We start from the raw sequence: 19,400 nt of genomic DNA, 5'->3' as shown, positions 1-19,400 counted from the left end.
AATGGCGAGGGCTCAGCGCCGATCGCGCCGCGCCCCCGAAAATCACAGGACGTCGCCGAGGACGGCGACCAGCACCGGCACCAGGCCGGCGAGCAGGAAGGCCGGCAGGAAACACAGCCCGAGCGGCAGAACGATCAGGACACCGGCCCGCTGGGCGGCTGCCTCCGCGGCAACCGTGCGATCGGAGCGCAGATCCCCGGCGAGGCGTTCCAGCGCACCGGCAAGCGCACTCCCGCTGGCACTGGACCGGACCGCCGCAGCCGCGATCCGGTCGGCGCCCGTCACGTCGGCGAGGTGCGTCCACGCCTCTCCAGGGTCGGCACCGAGCCGCAGGGAGCGCGCCGCACGTTCGAGTCGCTCACCGAGCGGCCCGCCCAGCGCGTCCGCCACCGCCGCCGCGGCGTGGTCCACCGGCGCACCCGCCCGCAGCGCCGCGGCCAGCAGATCCGCGGCGAGCGGCAGGTCGGCGAGGGCCCGCAGACGGTCACGCCGGACGTCGGCGGGTTCCCGGCCGCGCAGGAACCGCTCGGCACCGGCCCCCGCGATAAGCCCGGCCGGCACGCCCCACCAACTGCCGATGAACCCGGCGACCGCGAGCGCAGCCAGCGCGGCAAGCACCAGCCGGGTCCTGCGGTCGGTACGGCGCGCCACCGGTGACCCATCACGGCCCACCCGGGACAGGCGGCGTCCGGCCGCACCACGCCGCATCGACGGCAGCACGAGCACCACAGCCGCCAGGACGGTGCAGGCGGTCACGACGAACACCGTCATCGACGCCCCCGCCCGAGCCCCGCGTCGACCGGCGCCTCAGCCGCGCCGGACGAGAGGTCGCCAGGCGAGAGCTCGGGGGTCGGCACCTCGGCCGTCTCCAGCGCCAGACACCCGCTGGTCACCGCGTCCACGCCGATCAGCGCCGCCGCACAACACTCCCGCAGCGGAACCCGAACCGGGCCACCCGGCCGCAGCAACTCCGCCGCACCACACACCGGCTTCACGGGACCGGCCTCTCGGCCAGCCGCTGCGCCCACTTCAACCCCGCCACTTGCAGAGCCACCGCCACCAGCGCACACCCGGCACCCAGCGGCGTCCGCAGCAGCACATGGAGCGGATCCGCCCCGATCGAGTACCCGAGCCCGATCCCGCCCACCGGCAACGCCGCCAGCAGAAACGCGGTCGCCTGCGCACCCGCGGCCTGAGCCGCGGCCGCCTTGGCCGCCCGATCCGCGACCCGCGCATCGGTCTCGATCCGATCAAGCAGGTCAGCCGCCGGCGCACCGGTGCGCTCAGCAAGCCGCCACACCGCACCGACAAGCGCCGAGATCCGCTCATCCCCTCGCACGACCCCGGAACCCGAGGCGAACGCGGAACCCGCCACGACCTCTGAACCCGCCACGGCCGCGGGCGGCATCCCAGCCCGCAGATCGGCGACCAGCGAACAGAGCCCGTCAAACGCCGCCACCCGCCCGGCAACAACCCGCTTCCGAGCCGCCCGCCGCGCCCACTCGGAAGCCGCCAACCCCGCATAGACCCCGGCAACCACCCCCGCGACCGGCCCACCGGCCAGAAGCGCGGGGGCCGCCACCAGCCCCGCCGACCCCAGCGCGACCCGTTTCGGCGACCTCGGCAGCCGGATTCCCGAGAGATCGACCACCATCCGCCCGCGAACCCGCCGGCCAGGCAGTCGATCCCGCACCCCACCACGCGGCCAGACGATCACCACCACCCCGCCGAGCAGAGCCCCCGCCGCCAGCCAGCTCATACCGGCAGCCCGCCAGCCCCAGCCGGAGACGCGGGCACTCCCAAAGCCGCTCCCGGAGCCGCTCCCAAAGCCGCTCCCAAAGACGGTCCCAAAGACGGTCCCGAAGCCGCTCCCGAAGACGGTCCCGGAGCCGCTCCCCGAGCCGGTCGCAGGATCGCCGGCACCGCGACACCCCGCTCCGCGAGCATCCGCCCCAGCTCCGCCGCACCCGGTCCGGCCCCTCGGCCCAGCTGCCAAGCCGGGACGACCGAAGCCAGCCGCTCCTCCCCCGCCGGCCGCAGCACGCTTATCGACTCCAGAACCCGGCCCCGGCTCGTACGCCGTACCTGAAGAACCACCTGCAGTGCCGCCAGCACCTGGGCGTGCAACGCCGCTCTGGGTAGTCCGCCCAGCATGCCCAGCGCTTCCAGCCGGGCCGGCACGTCACCGGGCGCGTTCGCGTGCAGCGTCCCCGCGCCGCCGTCGTGGCCCGTGTTCAGCGCGCCGAGAAGGTCGACGATCTCGGCGCCGCGGCACTCACCGACCACCAGCCGGTCCGGTCGCATCCGCAGCGCCTGCCGGACCAGGTCGGTCAGGCCGATCGCGCCGGCGCCCTCCACGTTCGCCGTACGCGCCTGGAGCCCCACCACGTGCGGATGAACCGGCCGCAGTTCGGCGGCATCCTCGACCAGCACGATCCGTTCGTCGGGCGGGACCAGGCTCAGCAGAGTCGACAGCAACGTCGTCTTGCCGCTGCCCGTGCCGCCCGTCACCAGGTACGCGAGCCGCCCCGCCACAACACCCGACAGCACCGGAGCGGCAGCCGGTGCGACCGTCCCGCGCGAGACCAGGTCGGCCAGGCTGAACGGCTTCTGACGGAAGGTACGCAGAGACAGATACGGCCCGTGCGTCGCGACCGGCGGCAGCACAGCGTGCAGACGGGTGCCGTCGGGGAGCCGCGCGTCCGCGTACGGCTGCCCGTCGTCAAGACGCCGTCCACAAGCCGCGACCAGGCGTTGCGCGAGTCGCCGTACCTCATCGGGGTCCTGGAAACGCACCGCCGCCCGCTGCAGTCCCGCGCCGCGGTCCACCCAGACCTGCATGCCGTTGACGAGGACGTCGGTCACCTCGCTGTCGCCCAGCAGCGGGGCGAGCGGCCCGGCGCCGATCAGCTCGCCGCGCACCCGGTCGGCGAGGCGCAGGACGGCCGTGTCGCCGAGCACCCCGGTCTCCCGGCGGACCGCCGTCACCACCGCGGCCGGTGTCGCCTCCACCCCCTCGTACGCGAACTGCCGCCGCACCCGATCCACCACCCGGGTGTTCACGCGAGGTCCTCGAGGAGTCGCCGGCAGAGGTCGGCGAGTGGTCCCTTGCCGTCCGCCGTCGGTGGCGTCCCGTGTTCCAGCGCCTCGCACATCGCCGGTTCCGGGCGGAGCGTCCCGGCCAGCGGTATTCCCAGTGCCTGAGCGATGTCCCGGGCGCGCAGCTTTCCCGGCGCGGGCCCACGCACCACCACGGCGACGTCCTCGCAGTGCGGGACGACCATGGCCAGCGTTCGCCGGGCCGAGGCGGCGGCCCGCAGCTCCGCCGGAACCACCAGCAGGGTCCGATCGGCGGACTGCAGCGCGATCACCGCGGCGTCGTCCAGCTGGCGCGGCAGGTCGGCGACGACGACATCGCGCCCGCGCCGGGCCGCGTCCATGGTGGCGGCCATCGCCTCGGCGGGTATGCCCGGAAGCTCCTCACGGTCGAAGGAGAGCAGGACGAGGTCGCCGCGACGTGGCAGAGCCTGGAGCAGGGACGGTGGGTCCACCCTGCCGTCGGTGCCGGCGAGGTTACGCCAGCGCAGCCCGTCCAGCTGTTCCCAGCCGAGGGCCAGGTCGAGTCCGCCGCCGAGTGGGTCGGCGTCGAGCAGGAGGGTGCGGTGGCCGGCGCGCACGGCGGTGGTGGCCAGTCCCGCCGCGAGGATGCTGGCGCCGGCGCCACCCCGGCCGCCGATCACCGCGACTGTCCGGGCGGAGGTGGCGGGCTCCGGTCGTACCGTGAACTGATCAACCACCCACGGCTCGGCCGTCGGCAGCACCGCCAGGTGCTCCGCGCCGATGAGCTCGGACGCCTCCCAGGCGGGCTTCTCGAGACCGTCGCCACGGCCCACGACGATCAATCGTGGACGCGGTGGCAGACGGGCGCGCAGGAAGGCCACTGCCTGGTCGGCACCGAGCAGGACGAGCGGCGCACCGGGATATCGGGCCCTGGCGGCCGACGGATCGGGGGCCACGTCGACCTCGGTCCCGCCTGCCGCGGCAAGACGGAGCAGATCGTCGAGCAGGTCGGGGTCGGCGGTCACGACGAGGGGACGGCGCGGAGCGGGCATCACTACCTCCAGCGAGGACGCGGCGATTTCGGGCGCCCACCGTCGCTGGTTCGGACCGGGCCCGGCAACCGGCGTCTCCAGGCTTGTGGACAACTCCGGCCCTGTGGATTGCTCCCACCCGTCCGGTGGATCTGCTAAGTGCTCCGACCTGCGGAAGGAATGAACGGGAGGCAGGTGGGTATCTTGGGTGGCCGACACGGACCGATGGAGCGGGCATGGACAACTCGATCCGAACCACGCTTGCCAACGACGGCACGGTTACCGTCGCTGTGCTGGGTGAGATCGACTATTCGAACGCCGACGAGGTCGCCGACGGCATCCGCGATGCCCTCGTCGACTGGACGCCGGAGACCGTTCACATCGATCTGCGCGAAGCGTCGTTCATCGACTCGACGGGGCTGGGCGCCCTGATCGAGGGCTATCGCGATGCCGCCGACCGCGACATCAAGTTCGTCGTCGTGAACCCGAGCGAGACGTTCCGCCGGGTTCTGACGGTGACCGGTCTCAGCGACTTCTTCGGCCTCATCGAGCAGGGTGAGACCGGCGCGGTGGCGCACATGGCCGAACCGAGTCAGGCAACCGGGTCCTGAGCGGGAACGACCCCCGTCGGGGGAGACGGGGGCCGTCCTGGGATTCGGCTCCGGGGGGGTCGAGCCGAATCAACTCGGCAATCGCGGGGGGCGCGACGGCCGAGCGACACTTTCGCCGGCGTTGGCTCTTGAGTAGCGTTAGCTCTTAACTTGCGTTGACAGGACGCGACGGTAACAACACGCTTCCCGATCGCAAACACAAGTCTGCCTCAGAATCGGGCCTGGCGTCGAGTCCCGAATGTAACTGGATGCCACGCCTCCTACCCGTCTGACCGTTTTCACAGCCCGTCACCAAAGGGCGTCGCGCGCGAGCGGGACGACGGGGACGAGCCCGATGCGGCTACACTTTCGGCCCGTGGGCCTGAGCGCCGCGTTTTTCGACCTAGACAAGACCGTCATCGCCAAGTCCAGCGCCCTGGCATTCGGACGGCCTTTCTACCGCGATGGCCTGATCAGCCGCCGTGACGTGGTGAAATCCGCCTATGCCCAGCTGATGTTCCGGCTGGGTGGCGGCGGCGACGAGCAGGCGATGGCACGCACCCGCGACTACCTGGCCGCCCTCTGCAAGGGCTGGAAGGTCGAGCAGGTCCAGCAGATCGTCGCCGAAACTCTCAACGACTTGATCAACCCGTATGTCTACGCCGAAGCCGCCGCGCTCATCGCCGAACACCAGGCCGCCGGCCGCGACGTCGTTCTGGTCTCCGCCTCCGGCGACGAGATGGTCCGCCCGATCGGCGCCCTGCTCGGCATCACCGACATCATCGCCACACGCATGGCCATCGTCGACGGCCGTTACAGCGGCGAGGTCGAGTTCTACTCCGCCGGCCCCGCCAAGGTCGTCGGCGTCCGCAAACTGGCCGCCGAACGCGGCTACGACCTCACCGACTGCTTCGCCTACTCCGACTCCAGCAGCGACCTGCCCCTCCTGGAATCCGTCGGCCACCCGAGCGCCGTCAACCCCGACCGAGCCCTGCGCCGAGTCGCCCTCGAACGCTCCTGGCCCGTCCTCGAATTCCGCAACCCGGTCCCCCTGGGCAGGCGCCTCCGCGATCGCCCAGCAGTCCCGGTCGCCGCCGCAGCCCTAGGCGTCGGCGTCGGCGTAGCCATCGGCTTCGCGCTCTACGGCCGCCACCGTCGCCTCCGAGCCACAGTCTCATGAAACCCCTTTTTTTCGTACGCTGGACGCAAAGCTCTCTTCCGCCCACGCGACCCCCTGCAACTCCCCCCTTTGCCGCGCCCGCCGGGCGGAGCTGCCCACTCACCCTTCACCCCACTCACCGCCGGCCCAGCCCAGCAGCGGCAGTGAGCTGGATGAATAGCTTTGGTCTGAGTAATAGCGTTACGCCAGGTTTGCCGGGCTGATACCTGGCGATCATGTGGGAACCGGCGTAGAAATGAGTCGCGGGCCCGGAACGTCGGGCACCGTGCACGGCCACCGGGAACCCACGCGCGATCAGCCACGGCAGGCACGTTGCGGCGGGACCTCTGCCACTTGGCAGCTGGACCATCGACAACGACCCAGGTGCACGCTTGTTAACCCGGTACGGACGCGCACAGCCGGCGCCCCTCAAAGGGACGCCGGCTCTTATCATCGCGCCCTCCGCCCCGATCGCACGCGACCTCAACGTGTGCGCCTATACGCCCAAGCCCGGACTGCCCAAGCCCGGACTGAACACGCCCAAGCCCGGACCCGCCCGAGCCAAACCCGTCCCGAGTGGTCGCACGGGCGGCGCGGTCAGGGGTTGGCGGCGGCTTGGTGGCGGGTGCGGAGTTCGTGGTAGACGGCGCGGAACAGCTTGGGGCGGGAGTGGAAGTCGACGCCCTGCGCCCAGAGTTCCGTGTTGACCGTCGCGCCGCCGACAAGCTCGATCAGCACGGTCATGCCGCTCTCGATCTCCCACCGCCCGAGCCGGTGGCTGGCCTTGTGCAGGCGGACGTTGTCGATCGCGTGCCAGGGCACGAAGCGGGACCGGATCAGCCCGCGGACCAGGACGCCCTCGGCACCGATGTAAACGCCGTGACGCATGATGCGCCAGGAGCCCAGCACCCAGACCGCTGCCAGAATCCCGGCGACCGCCCGGACGCCGTGACCCATCAGATCGAACTTATTGATGGTGGCCCAGGTCAGGAAGAGCAGGGCGATCGCCTCCCAGGCGATCACCAGCCAGCGGCCGGTTCCGGGCGTGTAGGGACGGATCCAGTTATCACCCACGCAGTGAAGTATGCCGCCAGGAAAGAACTAGGCAGTGAAGTATGCCGCCGGCAAAGCCCTACGCGGTGATGGATGCCGCCGCTTATACGGTCGCCAGGACACTGTCCCCGATGTCCGCGATTTCCTCGGCACCGACGGTGACCGCCGCGGCGTAGTGGCGGAGCCAGGAACGGAGGCCGTCGGGCGTTCCTGTCGCATAGGCTCCGGCGCTTCCCGCGTACTCCGGCTCTCGCCGAAGGTGACCCACCTCGGCCATGACCAGACCGCGGGGGTCGAGGCCTCGCCCGATCAGAGTGAGGCGCGCGGCGGCCCGGGCCACGACGCCGGCCGGACCGGCGAACGGGCGCAACGTGATCAGCTCGGCGTGCACGATGGCGGCGAGGAGCAGCGGCGGGGTCTCCTCGTTGCCCGCGACCAGGCCGGCCAGGGCGTCGATGCGCTCGGCGCCTGAGGTGAGGCGGCCCAGGTCGTGGTCGTGGACGACGCCCCGGGCGGCGAGGATGTGGAGTTTGGCGAGGACCTGGCGGGGCGCGCGGGGCCAGAGGTCGACCAGCCCGCCGAGCGACTCGGCCACACGGAGTGCGCCCTGGACGATCGGATCGGTGATCGTGCCGTCGCGTACCTCTTCAAGGTCGTAGCGGTTGCCTTCGAGCGCCGCGCTCGCGACCGCGGCCCGCAGGCTCGCCTCGGCGGCGACCTGACCGCCGTGCCGGCGCAGGGCCCGATGCCGCATCGCGGCGTCGACGGAGTCACGGGCTTGGGCGAGGGCGGGCGCGACGTCGGCGAGGTCGAGCAACGGGGCTAGCGGATCCACCTGCACACGGTAGCCGGTAAAACGCCGGAAACCCGGGGTGCACAAATGAGCTTGGAACTGGCAAGATTCGCGCAAGAGCGATCACCGTTGCGCCAGTCGGCGCGCGTACGACACCATCGGGCGCGCTCCGTCGCGCAACCCTTCGCCGGACCCCCCGGCGGAACTAGTGTGCAACGAAAGACCCGGTCAGGCAGAGGAGCCGCCCTCATGAGCGAGACACTGGAGAACCTGTCCTCGGAGACGCGGAAGTTCTCTCCGCCGACTGACCTGGCGGCGAACGCCAACGTCAAGGCCGAGGCGTACGAGGAGGCAGCCTCCGACCGGCTCGCCTTCTGGGCCCGCCAGGCCGAGCGGCTGGTCTGGGCGAAGCCGTGGGACCAGGTTCTGGACTGGTCGAACCCGCCGTTCGCCAAGTGGTTCGTCGGCGGTGAGCTGAACATCGCGTACAACTGCGTCGACCGGCACGTCGAGGCGGGACTCGGCGACAAGGTGGCGATCCACTGGGAGGGAGAGCCCGGTGACACCCGCGACGTCACGTACGCCGAGCTTCTCAAGTCGGTCTCGCAGGCCGCGAACACGCTGACGGACCTGGGCGTCGCCGCGGGTGATCGCGTCGCGATCTATCTGCCGATGATCCCGGAGGCCGCGGTGGCGATGCTCGCCTGCGCCCGGATCGGCGCCACGCACAGCGTGGTGTTCGGCGGTTTCTCGGTGGACGCGCTGGCGACCCGCATCGAGGACGCCGACGCCAAGGTCGTGATCACCGCGGACGGCGGGTACCGGCGCGGCAAGCCGTCGGCGCTCAAGCCGACGGTGGACGAGGCGGTCGCGCGCTGCGAGAGCATCCAGCACGTGCTGGTGGTCCGCCGCACCGGCCAGGACGTCGCCTGGACCGAAAAGGACAAGTGGTGGCACGAGACGGTCGAGCAGGCGAGCCCGGAGCACGTGGCGCAGCCGTTTGACTCCGAGCACCCGCTCTTCATCCTCTACACCTCGGGCACCACGGGTAAGCCGAAGGGCATCCTGCACACCACCGGCGGATACCTGACCCAGACCTCCTACACGCACCACGCGGTCTTCGACCTGAAGCCGGAGACGGACGTCTACTGGTGCACGGCCGACATCGGCTGGGTGACCGGCCACTCCTACATCGTCTACGGACCGCTCTCCAACGGCGCGACCCAGGTGATGTACGAGGGCACGCCGGACACTCCCGACCGCGGCCGGTTCTGGCAGATCGTCGACAAGTACAAGGTGTCGATCCTCTACACCGCACCGACGCTGATCCGCACCATGATGAAGTGGGGCGACGACATCCCCGCGAAGTACGACCTGTCGTCGCTGCGGGTCCTCGGCAGCGTGGGTGAGCCGATCAACCCCGAGGCCTGGATGTGGTACCGGGAGCACGTCGGCCGCGAGCGCACCCCGATCGTGGACACCTGGTGGCAGACCGAGACCGGCGCCATCATGATCTCGCCGCTGCCGGGCGTGACCGAGACCAAGCCCGGATCGGCGATGATCCCGCTGCCCGGCATCAGCGCCGACGTGGTCGACGACCAGGCACAGTCGGTGCCGGACGGCGGTGGCGGTTTCCTGGTGCTGCGCGACCCGTGGCCGTCGATGCTGCGGACGATCTGGGGCGACGACCAGCGGTTCCTGGACACGTACTGGTCGCGGTTCGGTGCCGGCTCCGGTCAGGGTTCCTCGGACGAGTGGGTCTACTTCGCCGGGGACGGTGCGAAGAAGGACGACGAGGGCGCGCTCTGGCTGCTCGGCCGGGTCGACGACGTCATGCTCGTCTCCGGGCACAACATCTCGACCACCGAGGTGGAGTCGGCCCTGGTGTCGCACCCGGCGGTGGCCGAGGCGGCCGTGGTCGGCGCGACCGACGCGACCACGGGTCAGGCGATCGTCGCCTTCACCATTCCGCGCGGCAATGTGGACACCACGGGTGCCGCCGGCGAGGAGCTGATCAAGGAGTTGCGCAACCACGTGGCGAAGACGCTCGGCCCGATCGCCAAGCCGCGTCAGATCATGCTCGTCGCGGAGCTGCCGAAGACCCGCTCCGGAAAGATCATGCGGCGGCTGCTGCGCGACGTGGCGGAGAATCGTTCGCTGGGTGACGTCACCACGCTGCAGGACTCCGCCGTTATGGACCTGATCTCCTCCGGTATGCAGTCGGCAAAATCTGAAGACTGACGGCAATCGATAAAGGCTGGTGGCGCCCATGTGCCACCAGCCTTTTGTCGTTTTCGCCAGTTTCGATGGTATGACCAGGCCATAACAGATAACTGTTGTTCATCAATCTCCCTGCCGTCTCGCACCCATCGGTTCGTTTGCATACGTTCACCTTCAGTCCCGAAACCACGGGGCCGTTTGACGCCGACGCGCTTCACCCAGCGCCCGGCCGCATAAACGGAGGTAAACGTAGTGCGCAAGGTGGTCGTGGGACTGCTCGGCGCCGCGATGGTCACCAGCGTCGGAACCCTGGTTCCGGCCGCTGCCCTGGCGGCACCGCCGGCAGATCCGGCTCCGGCGGCACAGGCCGGGGAACAACTCCCGGTCGATGACCTGCCGAACCCGCTGGAGGACAAGCGCCGGGCGCTGCGCGAGCAGGCCGTCGCCGGAGTCGTCAGCGGCGAGGCCAAGGTCGAGACCCGCAACGGCAGCAAGGTAGTAAACGTCGGCAAGACGTACGGCAACGGGGGCTTCGGCCACCCCGGCAAGAACCAGTACGTGGAACTCGGCCGGGAGCAGACCGACCGAATCTTCGTGATCCTGACCGAATTCGGTAACGAGCGGCACCCCGACTTCCCGGACAAGGACACGACGACGCAGTACGCCGGTCCTTCCACCTTCGAGGGTCCGCTGCACAACGTCATCCCGGAGCCGGACCGCAAGGTGGACAACTCCACCATCTGGCAGAAGGACTACTCCCCCGACTACTACCGGAAGCTGTACTTCGGCACCGGTAAGGACACCGAGTCGGTCAAGACCTACTACGAGACCCAGTCGTCCGGCCGTTACAGCGTCGACGGCGAGGTCACCGACTGGGTCAAGGTCCAGTACAACGAGGGACGGTACGGGCGGTCCAACGACAACCCGACCGACGCGAACGGTGACGACCCGGCCGTCTGCGCCAGCAGCAACTGCCAGAACGTCTGGGCCCTGGTGCGCGACGCCGCCACCCAGTGGGTCGCCGACCAGAAGGCTCGTGGCCTGTCCGACGCCCAGATCGCCGCGGACATGAAGTCGTTCGACCAGTACGACCGTTACGACTTCGACGGTGACGGCAACTTCAACGAGTCCGACGGCTACATCGACCACTTCCAGATCGTCCACTCCGGCGGCGACCAGGCCGACGGCGACCCGTACCAGGGTGAGGACGCGGTCTGGAGCCACCGGTGGTACGCGTACGTCACCGACCAGGGACGGACCGGCCCGTCCGGCAACCTGCTCGGCGGCACCCAGATCGGCAACACCGGCATCTGGATCGGTGACTACACCATCCAGCCGGAGAACGGCGGTCTGAGCGTCTTCGTCCACGAGTACGGCCACGACCTCGGCCTGCCGGACGACTACGACACCAGCGGCCTGGGTGACAACAACAACGAGTACTGGACGCTGATGGCGCAGAGCCGGCTCAGCGCGAAGAACGACCAGGGCATCGGTACCCGCCCCGGCGACCTCGGTGCCTGGAACAAGCTGCAGCTCGGCTGGCTCAACTACGAGTCGGTGGACGCGGGGAAGAAGAAGGTCGTCAACCTCGGTCCACAGGAGTACAACACCAAGAAGAAGCAGGCAGTGGTGGTCAACCTCCCGGACAAGGAGGTGACGCGTGACCTCGGTGCGCCGTTCGCCGGTACCAAGCAGTACTTCTCCGGCAACGCCGACGACCTGAACACCTCGCTGTCCAAGACGGTCGACCTGACCGGCAAGTCGTCCGCGAGCTTCACGCTCAAGGGCCGGTACGCGATCGAGGCCGAGTACGACTACCTCTACGTCGAGGCGTCGACCGACGGCGGAGCGAACTGGACCAAGCTGGACGGCACCGTGGCCGGCGTTCCGTTCGTCCGGGACGGCAGCAACAACCCGTCGATCAGTGGCACCAGCGGTGGTGCCTGGGTCGACATCGCGGTTCCGCTCACCGCGTACGCGGGTCAGAAGATCGACCTGCGCCTGCACTACGTGACCGACGGTGGTGTCTCCGAGGGTGGTTTCTTCGGTGACGACCTGACCGTCACGGCGGACGGCGTGGCCGACGTCGACGGTGCCGAGGGCACTCCGACCTGGACCGCCGCCGGCTTCTCGGTGGTCGGTGCGACCGCGACCGACCTCTACCCGAACTACTACATCGCCGGGTACCGCAGCTACACGTCGTACGACAAGTACCTGGCGACCGGCCCGTACAACTTCGGGTGGGCCGACACCAAGCCGGACTGGGTGGAGCACTACAACTACCAGACCGGTCTGCTGATCTCGTACTGGGACACCTCGCAGGCGGACAACAACACGAACGTCCACCCGGGTGAGGGTCGCAACCTGATCATCGACGCGCACCCGAAGCCGCTGAACAACCCGACGGGTGTTCCGTGGCGTGCCCGGGTCCAGGTCTACGACGCTCCGTTCGGCTTCCTCCCGACCGATGGGATGACGCTGCACCTGAACGGCGCGAAGTCGGTCATCAAGCCGCAGCTCGGTGACCCGCTGTTCAACGACAAGGACAAGTACTTCTACGAGGAGCTGCCGAACCACGGCGTCAAGCTCCCGGCGGTCGGCGTCAAGATCGCTGTGCTGAGCCAGCTCGGCACGTCGATGACGGTCGCCGTCTACTGACACGACCTACGCACCACAGCGGCGCCCGGGAAGTTCGCTTCCCGGGCGCCGTCCCGTTCCGTAACGCTTTCGCCGGAACCGCCGGGCGCCGCGTTTCGTCTCATCCTGGACGGCTTCCGCGGGAAGGATGAACACATGCGCGATCACGCCACGTTCCGGATCGGCCTGGCCATGGCTGCCGGTGCATTTCTGGCGGGGTGCGCGGGTGCCGCGCCCTCCACCTCGTCCCCCGCGTCTCCGGCGGCTTCTGCTACTTCCCCGACGGTTTCTGCGACGTCTCCGTCGCCATCTCTCTCTCCGTCTCCTTCGGCCTCCACTTCGGGCTCCGCTGCGGCCTCGTCGCCTCCGGCGTCTCTTCCCACGATCACCAAGCCGGCGAAGCCGCCAAGGGAGCCGACCGACAATCTCCCCAGCACCGGCTGGGTCGCCGGAATGGTCACCCGCGGGGGTACAGGTCCGTGCTACGGCCTGGTCGCAGACGACGGTACGAGGTACGCCCTCTACTCCTCCGATGGCATCGAACTGACCAACGGGGCCCGGGTGAAGGTGAACCTGGAGACCACGATGTTGCGTGTCTACTGCGGTCCCGGCCACCTCATGGCGATGACCGAGGCCGAGACCATCCAATGATCACGGTCGGGTCCTCATTCGCCGGTGCCCGGCAGCCCGCGTGACAGCGGCACATAGGCTGACGGCATGGGCGGTCTGGTGGAGGAGTCTGTTGTCCTGACGGAGGGGCCGTGGCGCCACCGCTTCGTCGGCGCCAACGGCAGCCGGTTCCACGTCGCGGAAGTCGGTACCGGTCCGCTCGTCCTCTTCCTGCACGGCTTCCCAGAGTTCTGGTGGGCCTGGCACGACATCATGACCCGCGTCGCCGACGCGGGCTTCCGCGCGGCGGCGATCGACCTGCGCGGCTACGGCGCCAGCGACAAACCACCCCGGGGATACGACGGATACACCATGGCCGCCGACGTCACCGGACTGATCCGGGCCCTCGGCGAGCGATCGGCGACCGTGGTCGGCGCCGGCGCCGGCGGCATGCTCGGCTGGGCTGCCGCCTCGTTCCATCCGAAACTGGTCAACCGGCTCGTGGTGCTCGGCGCGGCTCACCCGCTGCGGCTGCGGGCCGCCCTCTTCGCCGACCCCCGCGGGCAACTCTCCGCCTCGTCCGCCATCCTGCGCTTCCAGGTGCCCCGTTTCGAGCACGTGCTGACACGGGACGACGCGGCACTGGTCGGCGAGCTGATGACCCAGTGGAGCAGCCCGCAGTGGGCGGTCACCCCCGAGTTCGGGGAGTACTCGGCACGGTGCCGGCAGGCCATGCAGATCCCTCAGGCGGCGTTCTGCGCCCTGGAGGCGTACCGGTGGGTGGCTCGTAGTGCTCTGCGGCTCCAGGGGTACCGGTTCGTCAAGCTGATGCAGCGTCCGTCGAGCGTGCCGACTCTGCAGCTGCACGGTGAGCTGGACAAGGCGGTGCTTCCGCGCACGGCGCAGGGATCGGGACGGTATGTGACAGCGCCGTACGAATGGCGGCTCATCCCCGAGGTGGGGCACTTCCTCCACCAGGAGGCACCGGACGTCGTGACCGGTGAGATCCTGCGGTGGCTCAAGACCCCGTCCTGACGAATCGCTTATCGATCGCTTAATTGATCTTTAAAAGGGACGATCGGGCGCTTCGGGCTTCTAGTGTCTCGGAACGACAACGTCGCTCGGGCCGCCCGCCGAAACCCCACCAACGGCGATCCGGGTGATGTCGTCCTGTCCCCCGGCGATCGTCCGATCCCCCTCCGCCCGGACGGTCGAAAAAGGCTCCCCGCTCAGGCGGGGAGCCTTTTCGGACTTCTGAGGTTCTTGCTTTCAGACGCGGTGTTCGTAGCGGTCGCGCACCTCGTGGGCCGGGGCCCAGCCCTGGTAGACGCCGTAGTCGAACTCCTCGAGCCCCAGGTGACGGGCGACCGGGGCGCGGCCGCCCGTGTACTCCAGGCGCAGCCAGCTGTCGGCCTCGGCGAGCACGATGAAGGGCTCACCACGCCAGGTGCACAGCGTTCGCACGTACGCGATCTCATCGTATTCCTCGGGCTCCAGCACCCGGACGAAACGGCCGGGTTTGACCTCCTGGAAGCCCTCGGCCGGCCCGGTCGTGTAGATGCGGACCCGGTCACCGTCAGGCGCCGCGTCGTACTCCCGGCCCTGCCAGGTCACCACATAGCCGTCACGCATCACTGCTCACCCACCCGGCGCCACAGCGGCCCGTCCGCGTCGTAGATCGCCAGCATCCGCTCGTCGCCGTCGGCGTCGATGCGCCACAGCTGAGCCCCGTGCGGAAGCCGGACGCTGTCCACCTTGAACTCGGCGATCACGTCCTTGCTCTCACCGGGCGCGAAGCCGTTGCCGCGGAACGGCGGCCGCTCGATCACCCAGCCGTCCATCGCCCGCAAGGCCTGCTCGTTCTGGCCGCCGTACGGAATCCGGTAGAGGCTGGGCCGATAGGCCGGCCAGCGCAGCACGAACGCCTCCTTGGCGTCCTGCTGGAACGGCGACGACTCGTAGTTGAGCCCGAGCGCACCGAACAGCTCCACCGGCGTCCGCAGGTGCTCGACCTCGGATGCCCGGTGCACGAACCCGGCAATCCGGTCGTAACCCCGGTCCAGGTAGTAGTCGACCTGCTCGGCGGAGATGGTCTTCTGCATGACCGTCGCCTGCTGAGCCTCGTCGCTGGCGGGCTCGGGAGCCGGGATCGGAGCGGCCGTACCGTCGCTGATCGGCCCGTCGACCGGCTCGGCGCCGAGACCCGCCTCGGTGGCCCAGTTGGCGAGCGCGATGATCTGCGCCCCCGGGTACTTCGCACCGACCGGCGTCCCCGGGTTGACCGCGAACGACCATGCCGGGTCGGGCCAGTTGCGGATCAGCTCGTAGAAGCGGACCCCGACCGTGCGGGTCGGCTCGCCGAAGTGCTCGGAGAGCCGGTCCTTGCTCGTGAAGACGATCAGGAAACGCTCGCCCTCGACCTCCTCGGGCAGGAAGGCGAAGCCCGACTCACCGGGCGAGCTGCCCGGACGCGAGTGGCTGGCGACGGGCACGAGCACGTTCGCCAGCAGGAGCGTGGAGAGGAAGATGTCGGTGTTACCGGCATCCGCGGCCTCGCGCAGGTCACGCTCGACGTCGTTCGCGGGAACGAACTCCGCGGCGGCCTGGTCGCGCCGTGCGGCACCGTTCGCCTGAATCCGGGAGCCGGTGTCCGAACCCGCGACACCGAGACCTGACGCGACCGCGGCGGCGCCGTAGCCGCCGGAGGCGACGGGCAGGGCCTGGGTCGCGAAGGCGTTGGACCCGTACGCCTGGGTGGCGTAGGCGGCCGCTGGGCTGCCCTGCGGGGGCATCCCAGGGATCGGCGGGGTGGGTGTGCCGTATCCGCTCGGTGCCGCTCCGAACGCTGGGGCGTTGGTGGCGGGGGGTGCGGAGCTCGCTGCGGCCGGGGAGCCATAGGCGGCGCCATAGGCAGCGCCGTAGTCAGGTGCCGGGCTCGACGGGTTGGTGGCGCCGTAGTGGGGCGCCGGGCTCGACGGACTGGTGCCGTAAGAGGGTGCCGGGCTTGACGGGAAGCTCTGGGCCGGGCCCGCCGAGACCGGGGCGTTGGGGTTGTAGCCGGGCGCCGGGCTTCCGGGAGCGGGAGAGCCGTAACCCGGAGCCCCGTAGCCGGCGCCGGAGCTCTGGGCCGGATAACCGGGAGCCGGAGCACCGGAAACCGGCGATCCGCCGGGGGGGATCGTGCCGCGGTTGACGCCGGGGATGACGGGCGGCACCAGAGCGGGCCGGACCTGGGAATCGTCGCTTCCGGGGCCGGAGTGTGGCTGGATCGACGGCGGCGGGCCGGACGGTCCGAACCGGTCGGCCGCGGGCGGGGCCAGACGGTCCTGCGGGTGCGGGGCCGGGTCAGTGGGCGGCTGGCGGTTGGCGCCGAGAGCCTGCGCGGCGGCTGCCATCGAGGTCGGACGCTCGGACGGCGGGGTCACCTGACGACGCGGCAACGGGTTGCCCTGACCGTCGGAACCGCCCGAGGCGGATCCCGGTCCGGAGTTACCCAGCGGGTTGCCACCGAGCGAGTTCCTGCCCGGTGCCATGCCACCCTGACCTGCACCACCCTGACCTGCACCACCCTGACCTGCACCACCCTGACCTGCGCCGCCCGGACCTGAACCGCCTGGCGCCGGGCCGCTGTGCGCGGCGAGGGCCTGCGGGGAAGCTGGTCCCTGCGGGAAGGCCGGTGCCGGTCCGGCTGCCGGCGGAGTGGAACCGAAGCCGGGGGAGCTCGGTGTGGCGTTGCTCGCCGAGCCGGTGGGAACGAAGCCCGCCATGCTCGTGAACTGGCCACCACTGGCGGACTGACCCGGCTGCCGGCGCGGCAGTGCATCCCGCGCGGGTGGGGCGGGCGGCGGAGCGCTGCTCGGTGCCGCCCAGTTCGGAGCGAACGGTGTCTCCGCCGGATCGTACGGCGTGACGTGCTCGGGCACCGGCGGCGTGTTCGCCATCGGAGTCCGGACCGGCAGGGAACCCTTCGAGGTCGGCAGCGATCCGCGCGGATCGCTGCCGGGGTTGACCGAAGTGCCGGGGTTGACCGAGGAGCCGGACTTGTCCCAGCCCGGCGCGTTCGTCCCATATCCGGCGGCACCCGCTCCGGCCCCGGAACCCGGGCGCCCGAACGCGGGCGCACCCGAGGAAGGCCCCGGGCCGGGCCCGGCACTGAAGTCGCGGGGAATCGACGGAGGCTGGTAGGCCGCCGGAGGCTCAGCGGGCGCATCCGGCCGCAACGGAAGCCCGGACGGATTCCCCGGAGCGGAGGAAGGAGACGGCGCCCGGGCGGGAAGCCCGCTCGGCGTGTTTCCGGTCGGCGTCCGCAGCGGAAGCCCGCCGGGACCGACCGGAGCCTGAGGGCCACCGCCGGGGTGCCCACCAGGGCCGGCGGGGGGCTGAAGGCCGCCGGGAGGCTGAGGGCCGCCGGGACCGGGGCGCTGAAGCCCGCTGGGAGCCTGGAGACCGCCGGGGCCGGTCGCGGGCTGCATGCCCCCGAAGCCGCCCGGAGCTGGGGTTCCGGGATAGCCGGCCGGGGCACCCGACGAGGGCGGGGCGCTCATCGGAGAAGCCGGGGTGTTTCCCGAGTGCACCGCGGGGGTGAAGGACGTCTGACCCGGGGTCGGGCCCCGGCCCGCGCCGGAGGTGATCGGTGACGGTGCGCCCGGGGGCACGCCGTCGTAGGTGGGGCCGCCGGGCGCGTCAGAGCCGCGGCTCGCCGCCAGTGCCGCCGCGCCGAGCTCCTGGATCCGCGAGCCGCCCTGGGCCTCACGACCCGGGCCACGGGTAGGCAGCCGCAGGTCACCCCGGGCGAGCTGCGCCACGAACCAGGCGGGCAGGTAGCCCTCGATCGGCAGGCCGGGGTTTACCGCAAGCCACCATTCAAGGTTGGGCCAGGTGTTGGCCAACTCCGCATAGGGCACGCGGCGAGCCGAGCCGGTGTAGTCCGCGAGGCAGGAGCGCAACGACTCCTGCGAGGTGAACGCCAGCACATGAGTACGCCCACCGGTGCTCCACGTCCCCCAGCCCAGCGGTGCCCGGCCGGCGAGTGCGTCGGCCGAAACTGGCAGCAGGAGGTCGACACCAGCGAGAATGCGGAAGTAGGACTCTTGGTCGTCGGTGCGCAACGCATCGCGCATAGCGACCTCGGCGTCCGTAGCCGGATCCCACTCGGACACGTCCACCTCTCCCCACGCGTGCCAACGAGCCAACTCAACGCGTATAACCTACAAGGTCAGGCCGTAATCACAATGGGCGGCGGTGTGCTGACAGTCGAGTTGGATAAACGGCGCACCCGGGACGAGATCCCACAGACCCTGCGGACAACCCCTGATCGCCCGGAGCGATCATCCAACAACTGATGGTAACCGCGTAAACCGGCCCGGCCATAACGCGAACGGGCGACCCCGGCCATGGCGGAACAGACTGCCCCGATCAGCCACCCGGATGCGACCACCCACCCGGATGCCGCCACCTCACTGAAACCGCCGCGTGGCCGCCCGCTCAGTATCGACGTAGTCCTGCACCGACTCGTCCACCGCGATCTTGAGCTGCCGCAGGATGTTCTGCAGATCCTCGGAGGCCGCGCGCCAGGTGGACTGCCGCTGCGAATACGCCTCCCGAGCCTGACCGGCCCAGGTGGCCACGAGCGGGCCGGCGTCCCTCTCCAGCTGGTCGAGTTGCGAGCGCAGGGTGATCAGAGCCTTGTCGATGTCAGCGCTCGCCTGCCGCAGCGCGCCGAAGTTGACCAGTAGAAGGCCATCGTTCATCAGTTCCTCCTCGAAGATCGAAGCCACGAGATGCGGGATGGCCCGATCAGAGCGGCAACTTCAAGCTGCCACCGGACCGGGCGACCCGAGTGGCGGCCTCAGCGTCGGACACCTCGTAGCTCGCGCCGGACGTGCGGATCGCCGCCGCCGTCTCCGCGAGCGCGTGGTTCAGGCTCTTCAGATCCGCCGCATACTGCGTCTTGACCTGCTCGAACGCCGTCGCCCCGAGCCCTTTCCAGGCGCCGTCGAGCATCGACAGCTCGGACATCAGAGTGCTCAGCATGCGCTGCACACCGGCGTTGACCTGGTCGAAGTTCGCAGCGGTGCTCACCATCACCGCAGCCTCGGCCTGCGTCTGCGCCATACGGGATGCCACCTCCTCACTCAGCAAAAATCTTTTGTGGACGATCAATGACATAGACGTAGATCAGTTTAGAAGTCGCTCTTGAAACAGGCGCAACGCTCGCCACGAGCGATTCCCGACGACCGTATCCGTCC

The 19,400-nt window shown here is 70.0% G+C and carries 17 protein-coding genes; 6 read left to right on the top strand and 11 right to left on the bottom strand.

The features are described from left to right. Positions 1-42 precede the first annotated feature (42 nt). From ACFQV6_RS12435 to ssd, 5 genes are read right to left on the bottom strand one after another with little or no spacing between them, the layout of a single operon-like run. Positions 43-771 carry a type II secretion system F family protein gene (locus tag ACFQV6_RS12435; RefSeq protein WP_378027565.1) on the bottom strand — a complete coding sequence of 243 codons (729 nt, stop codon included), beginning with the start codon at positions 769-771 and terminating at the stop codon, positions 43-45. Continuing rightward, entirely contained in the window at positions 768-995 is a 228-nt protein-coding gene (locus tag ACFQV6_RS12430) for a hypothetical protein (RefSeq protein ID WP_378027564.1), read from the bottom strand. The genes ACFQV6_RS12435 and ACFQV6_RS12430 overlap by 4 nt, the downstream gene beginning before the upstream one ends. Next, positions 992-1,759, bottom strand: coding sequence for a type II secretion system F family protein (locus ACFQV6_RS12425; RefSeq protein ID WP_378027563.1), 768 nt, complete (start codon positions 1,757-1,759; stop codon positions 992-994). Before ACFQV6_RS12425 ends, ACFQV6_RS12430 begins: the two co-directional genes overlap by 4 nt. Next, the gene (locus ACFQV6_RS12420; RefSeq protein ID WP_378027562.1) at positions 1,756-3,063 is read right to left on the bottom strand and encodes a TadA family conjugal transfer-associated ATPase; all 1,308 of its coding nucleotides are present in this window, start codon (positions 3,061-3,063) and stop codon (positions 1,756-1,758) included. Before ACFQV6_RS12420 ends, ACFQV6_RS12425 begins: the two co-directional genes overlap by 4 nt. After that, positions 3,060-4,085, bottom strand: a complete 1,026-nt coding sequence (gene ssd, locus ACFQV6_RS12415; RefSeq protein WP_378027701.1) for a septum site-determining protein Ssd — start codon at positions 4,083-4,085, stop codon at positions 3,060-3,062. The genes ACFQV6_RS12420 and ssd overlap by 4 nt, the downstream gene beginning before the upstream one ends. A gap of 242 nt (positions 4,086-4,327) precedes the next feature. Between ssd and ACFQV6_RS12410 the strand changes: the two genes are divergently transcribed. Next, positions 4,328-4,702 (top strand): STAS domain-containing protein, encoded by a 375-nt coding sequence (locus ACFQV6_RS12410; RefSeq protein ID WP_378027561.1) that lies wholly within the window; start codon positions 4,328-4,330, stop codon positions 4,700-4,702. A gap of 355 nt (positions 4,703-5,057) precedes the next feature. Then, positions 5,058-5,861, top strand: coding sequence for an HAD family hydrolase (locus ACFQV6_RS12405; protein WP_378027560.1), 804 nt, complete (start codon positions 5,058-5,060; stop codon positions 5,859-5,861). Positions 5,862-6,437: 576 nt separating this feature from the next. Here ACFQV6_RS12405 and ACFQV6_RS12400 read toward each other — a convergent pair. Next, a complete protein-coding gene (locus ACFQV6_RS12400) occupies positions 6,438-6,914 on the bottom strand; it encodes a PH domain-containing protein (protein ID WP_378027559.1) in 477 nt (158 codons plus the stop codon). 82 nt (positions 6,915-6,996) lie between these two features. Further along, the gene (locus ACFQV6_RS12395) at positions 6,997-7,734 is read right to left on the bottom strand and encodes an oxidoreductase (protein ID WP_378027558.1); all 738 of its coding nucleotides are present in this window, start codon (positions 7,732-7,734) and stop codon (positions 6,997-6,999) included. Positions 7,735-7,935: 201 nt separating this feature from the next. Here ACFQV6_RS12395 and acs point away from each other — a divergent pair, with 201 nt between their 5' ends. From acs to ACFQV6_RS12375, 4 genes are all read left to right on the top strand, one after another. Beyond that, the gene (gene acs / locus ACFQV6_RS12390) at positions 7,936-9,927 is read left to right on the top strand and encodes an acetate--CoA ligase (RefSeq protein WP_378027557.1); all 1,992 of its coding nucleotides are present in this window, start codon (positions 7,936-7,938) and stop codon (positions 9,925-9,927) included. Between the two features lie 246 nt (positions 9,928-10,173). Further along, positions 10,174-12,564: an immune inhibitor A domain-containing protein gene (locus tag ACFQV6_RS12385; protein ID WP_378027700.1), complete on the top strand. Its 2,391-nt coding sequence runs from the start codon at positions 10,174-10,176 to the stop codon at positions 12,562-12,564. Positions 12,565-12,996: 432 nt separating this feature from the next. Next, the gene (locus tag ACFQV6_RS12380) at positions 12,997-13,194 is read left to right on the top strand and encodes a hypothetical protein (RefSeq protein ID WP_378027556.1); all 198 of its coding nucleotides are present in this window, start codon (positions 12,997-12,999) and stop codon (positions 13,192-13,194) included. A 66-nt stretch (positions 13,195-13,260) separates the two neighbouring features. Further along, entirely contained in the window at positions 13,261-14,187 is a 927-nt protein-coding gene (locus ACFQV6_RS12375) for an alpha/beta fold hydrolase (RefSeq protein WP_378027555.1), read from the top strand. A gap of 234 nt (positions 14,188-14,421) precedes the next feature. Here the strand turns inward: ACFQV6_RS12375 and ACFQV6_RS12370 are convergent, their stop codons facing one another. The 4 genes from ACFQV6_RS12370 to ACFQV6_RS12355 form a co-directional block, all read right to left on the bottom strand. After that, positions 14,422-14,787, bottom strand: a complete 366-nt coding sequence (locus tag ACFQV6_RS12370; protein WP_378027554.1) for a hypothetical protein — start codon at positions 14,785-14,787, stop codon at positions 14,422-14,424. Then, positions 14,784-18,311, bottom strand: coding sequence for an SseB family protein (locus ACFQV6_RS12365; protein ID WP_378027553.1), 3,528 nt, complete (start codon positions 18,309-18,311; stop codon positions 14,784-14,786). The genes ACFQV6_RS12370 and ACFQV6_RS12365 overlap by 4 nt, the downstream gene beginning before the upstream one ends. Before the next feature lie 297 nt (positions 18,312-18,608). After that, positions 18,609-18,902, bottom strand: coding sequence for a WXG100 family type VII secretion target (locus ACFQV6_RS12360; RefSeq protein WP_378027552.1), 294 nt, complete (start codon positions 18,900-18,902; stop codon positions 18,609-18,611). Between the two features lie 46 nt (positions 18,903-18,948). After that, positions 18,949-19,266, bottom strand: a complete 318-nt coding sequence (locus ACFQV6_RS12355; RefSeq protein ID WP_378027551.1) for a WXG100 family type VII secretion target — start codon at positions 19,264-19,266, stop codon at positions 18,949-18,951. Positions 19,267-19,400 lie beyond the last annotated feature (134 nt).

The sequence above is a fragment of the Actinoplanes sp. GCM10030250 genome (assembly GCF_042666575.1).
Classification (GTDB): Bacteria; Actinomycetota; Actinomycetes; order Mycobacteriales; family Micromonosporaceae; genus Actinoplanes.
The sequence above is the reverse complement of the archived record's forward strand: the minus strand, read 5'-3'. Positions and strand labels throughout refer to the sequence as shown.

Bases quoted from the DNA above. Each gene is read 5' to 3' on its own strand.
- ACFQV6_RS12435 (WP_378027565.1), bottom strand. From the start codon at position 771: ATGACGGTGTTCGTCGTGACCGCCTGCACCGTCCTGGCGGCTGTGGTG.
- ACFQV6_RS12425 (WP_378027563.1), bottom strand. From the start codon at position 1,759: ATGAGCTGGCTGGCGGCGGGGGCTCTGCTCGGCGGGGTGGTGGTGATC.
- ACFQV6_RS12410 (WP_378027561.1), top strand. From the start codon at position 4,328: ATGGACAACTCGATCCGAACCACGCTTGCCAACGACGGCACGGTTACC.
- acs (WP_378027557.1), top strand. From the start codon at position 7,936: ATGAGCGAGACACTGGAGAACCTGTCCTCGGAGACGCGGAAGTTCTCT.
- ACFQV6_RS12380 (WP_378027556.1), top strand. From the start codon at position 12,997: ATGGTCACCCGCGGGGGTACAGGTCCGTGCTACGGCCTGGTCGCAGAC.
- ACFQV6_RS12375 (WP_378027555.1), top strand. From the start codon at position 13,261: ATGGGCGGTCTGGTGGAGGAGTCTGTTGTCCTGACGGAGGGGCCGTGG.
- ACFQV6_RS12360 (WP_378027552.1), bottom strand. From the start codon at position 18,902: ATGAACGATGGCCTTCTACTGGTCAACTTCGGCGCGCTGCGGCAGGCG.
- ACFQV6_RS12355 (WP_378027551.1), bottom strand. From the start codon at position 19,266: ATGGCGCAGACGCAGGCCGAGGCTGCGGTGATGGTGAGCACCGCTGCG.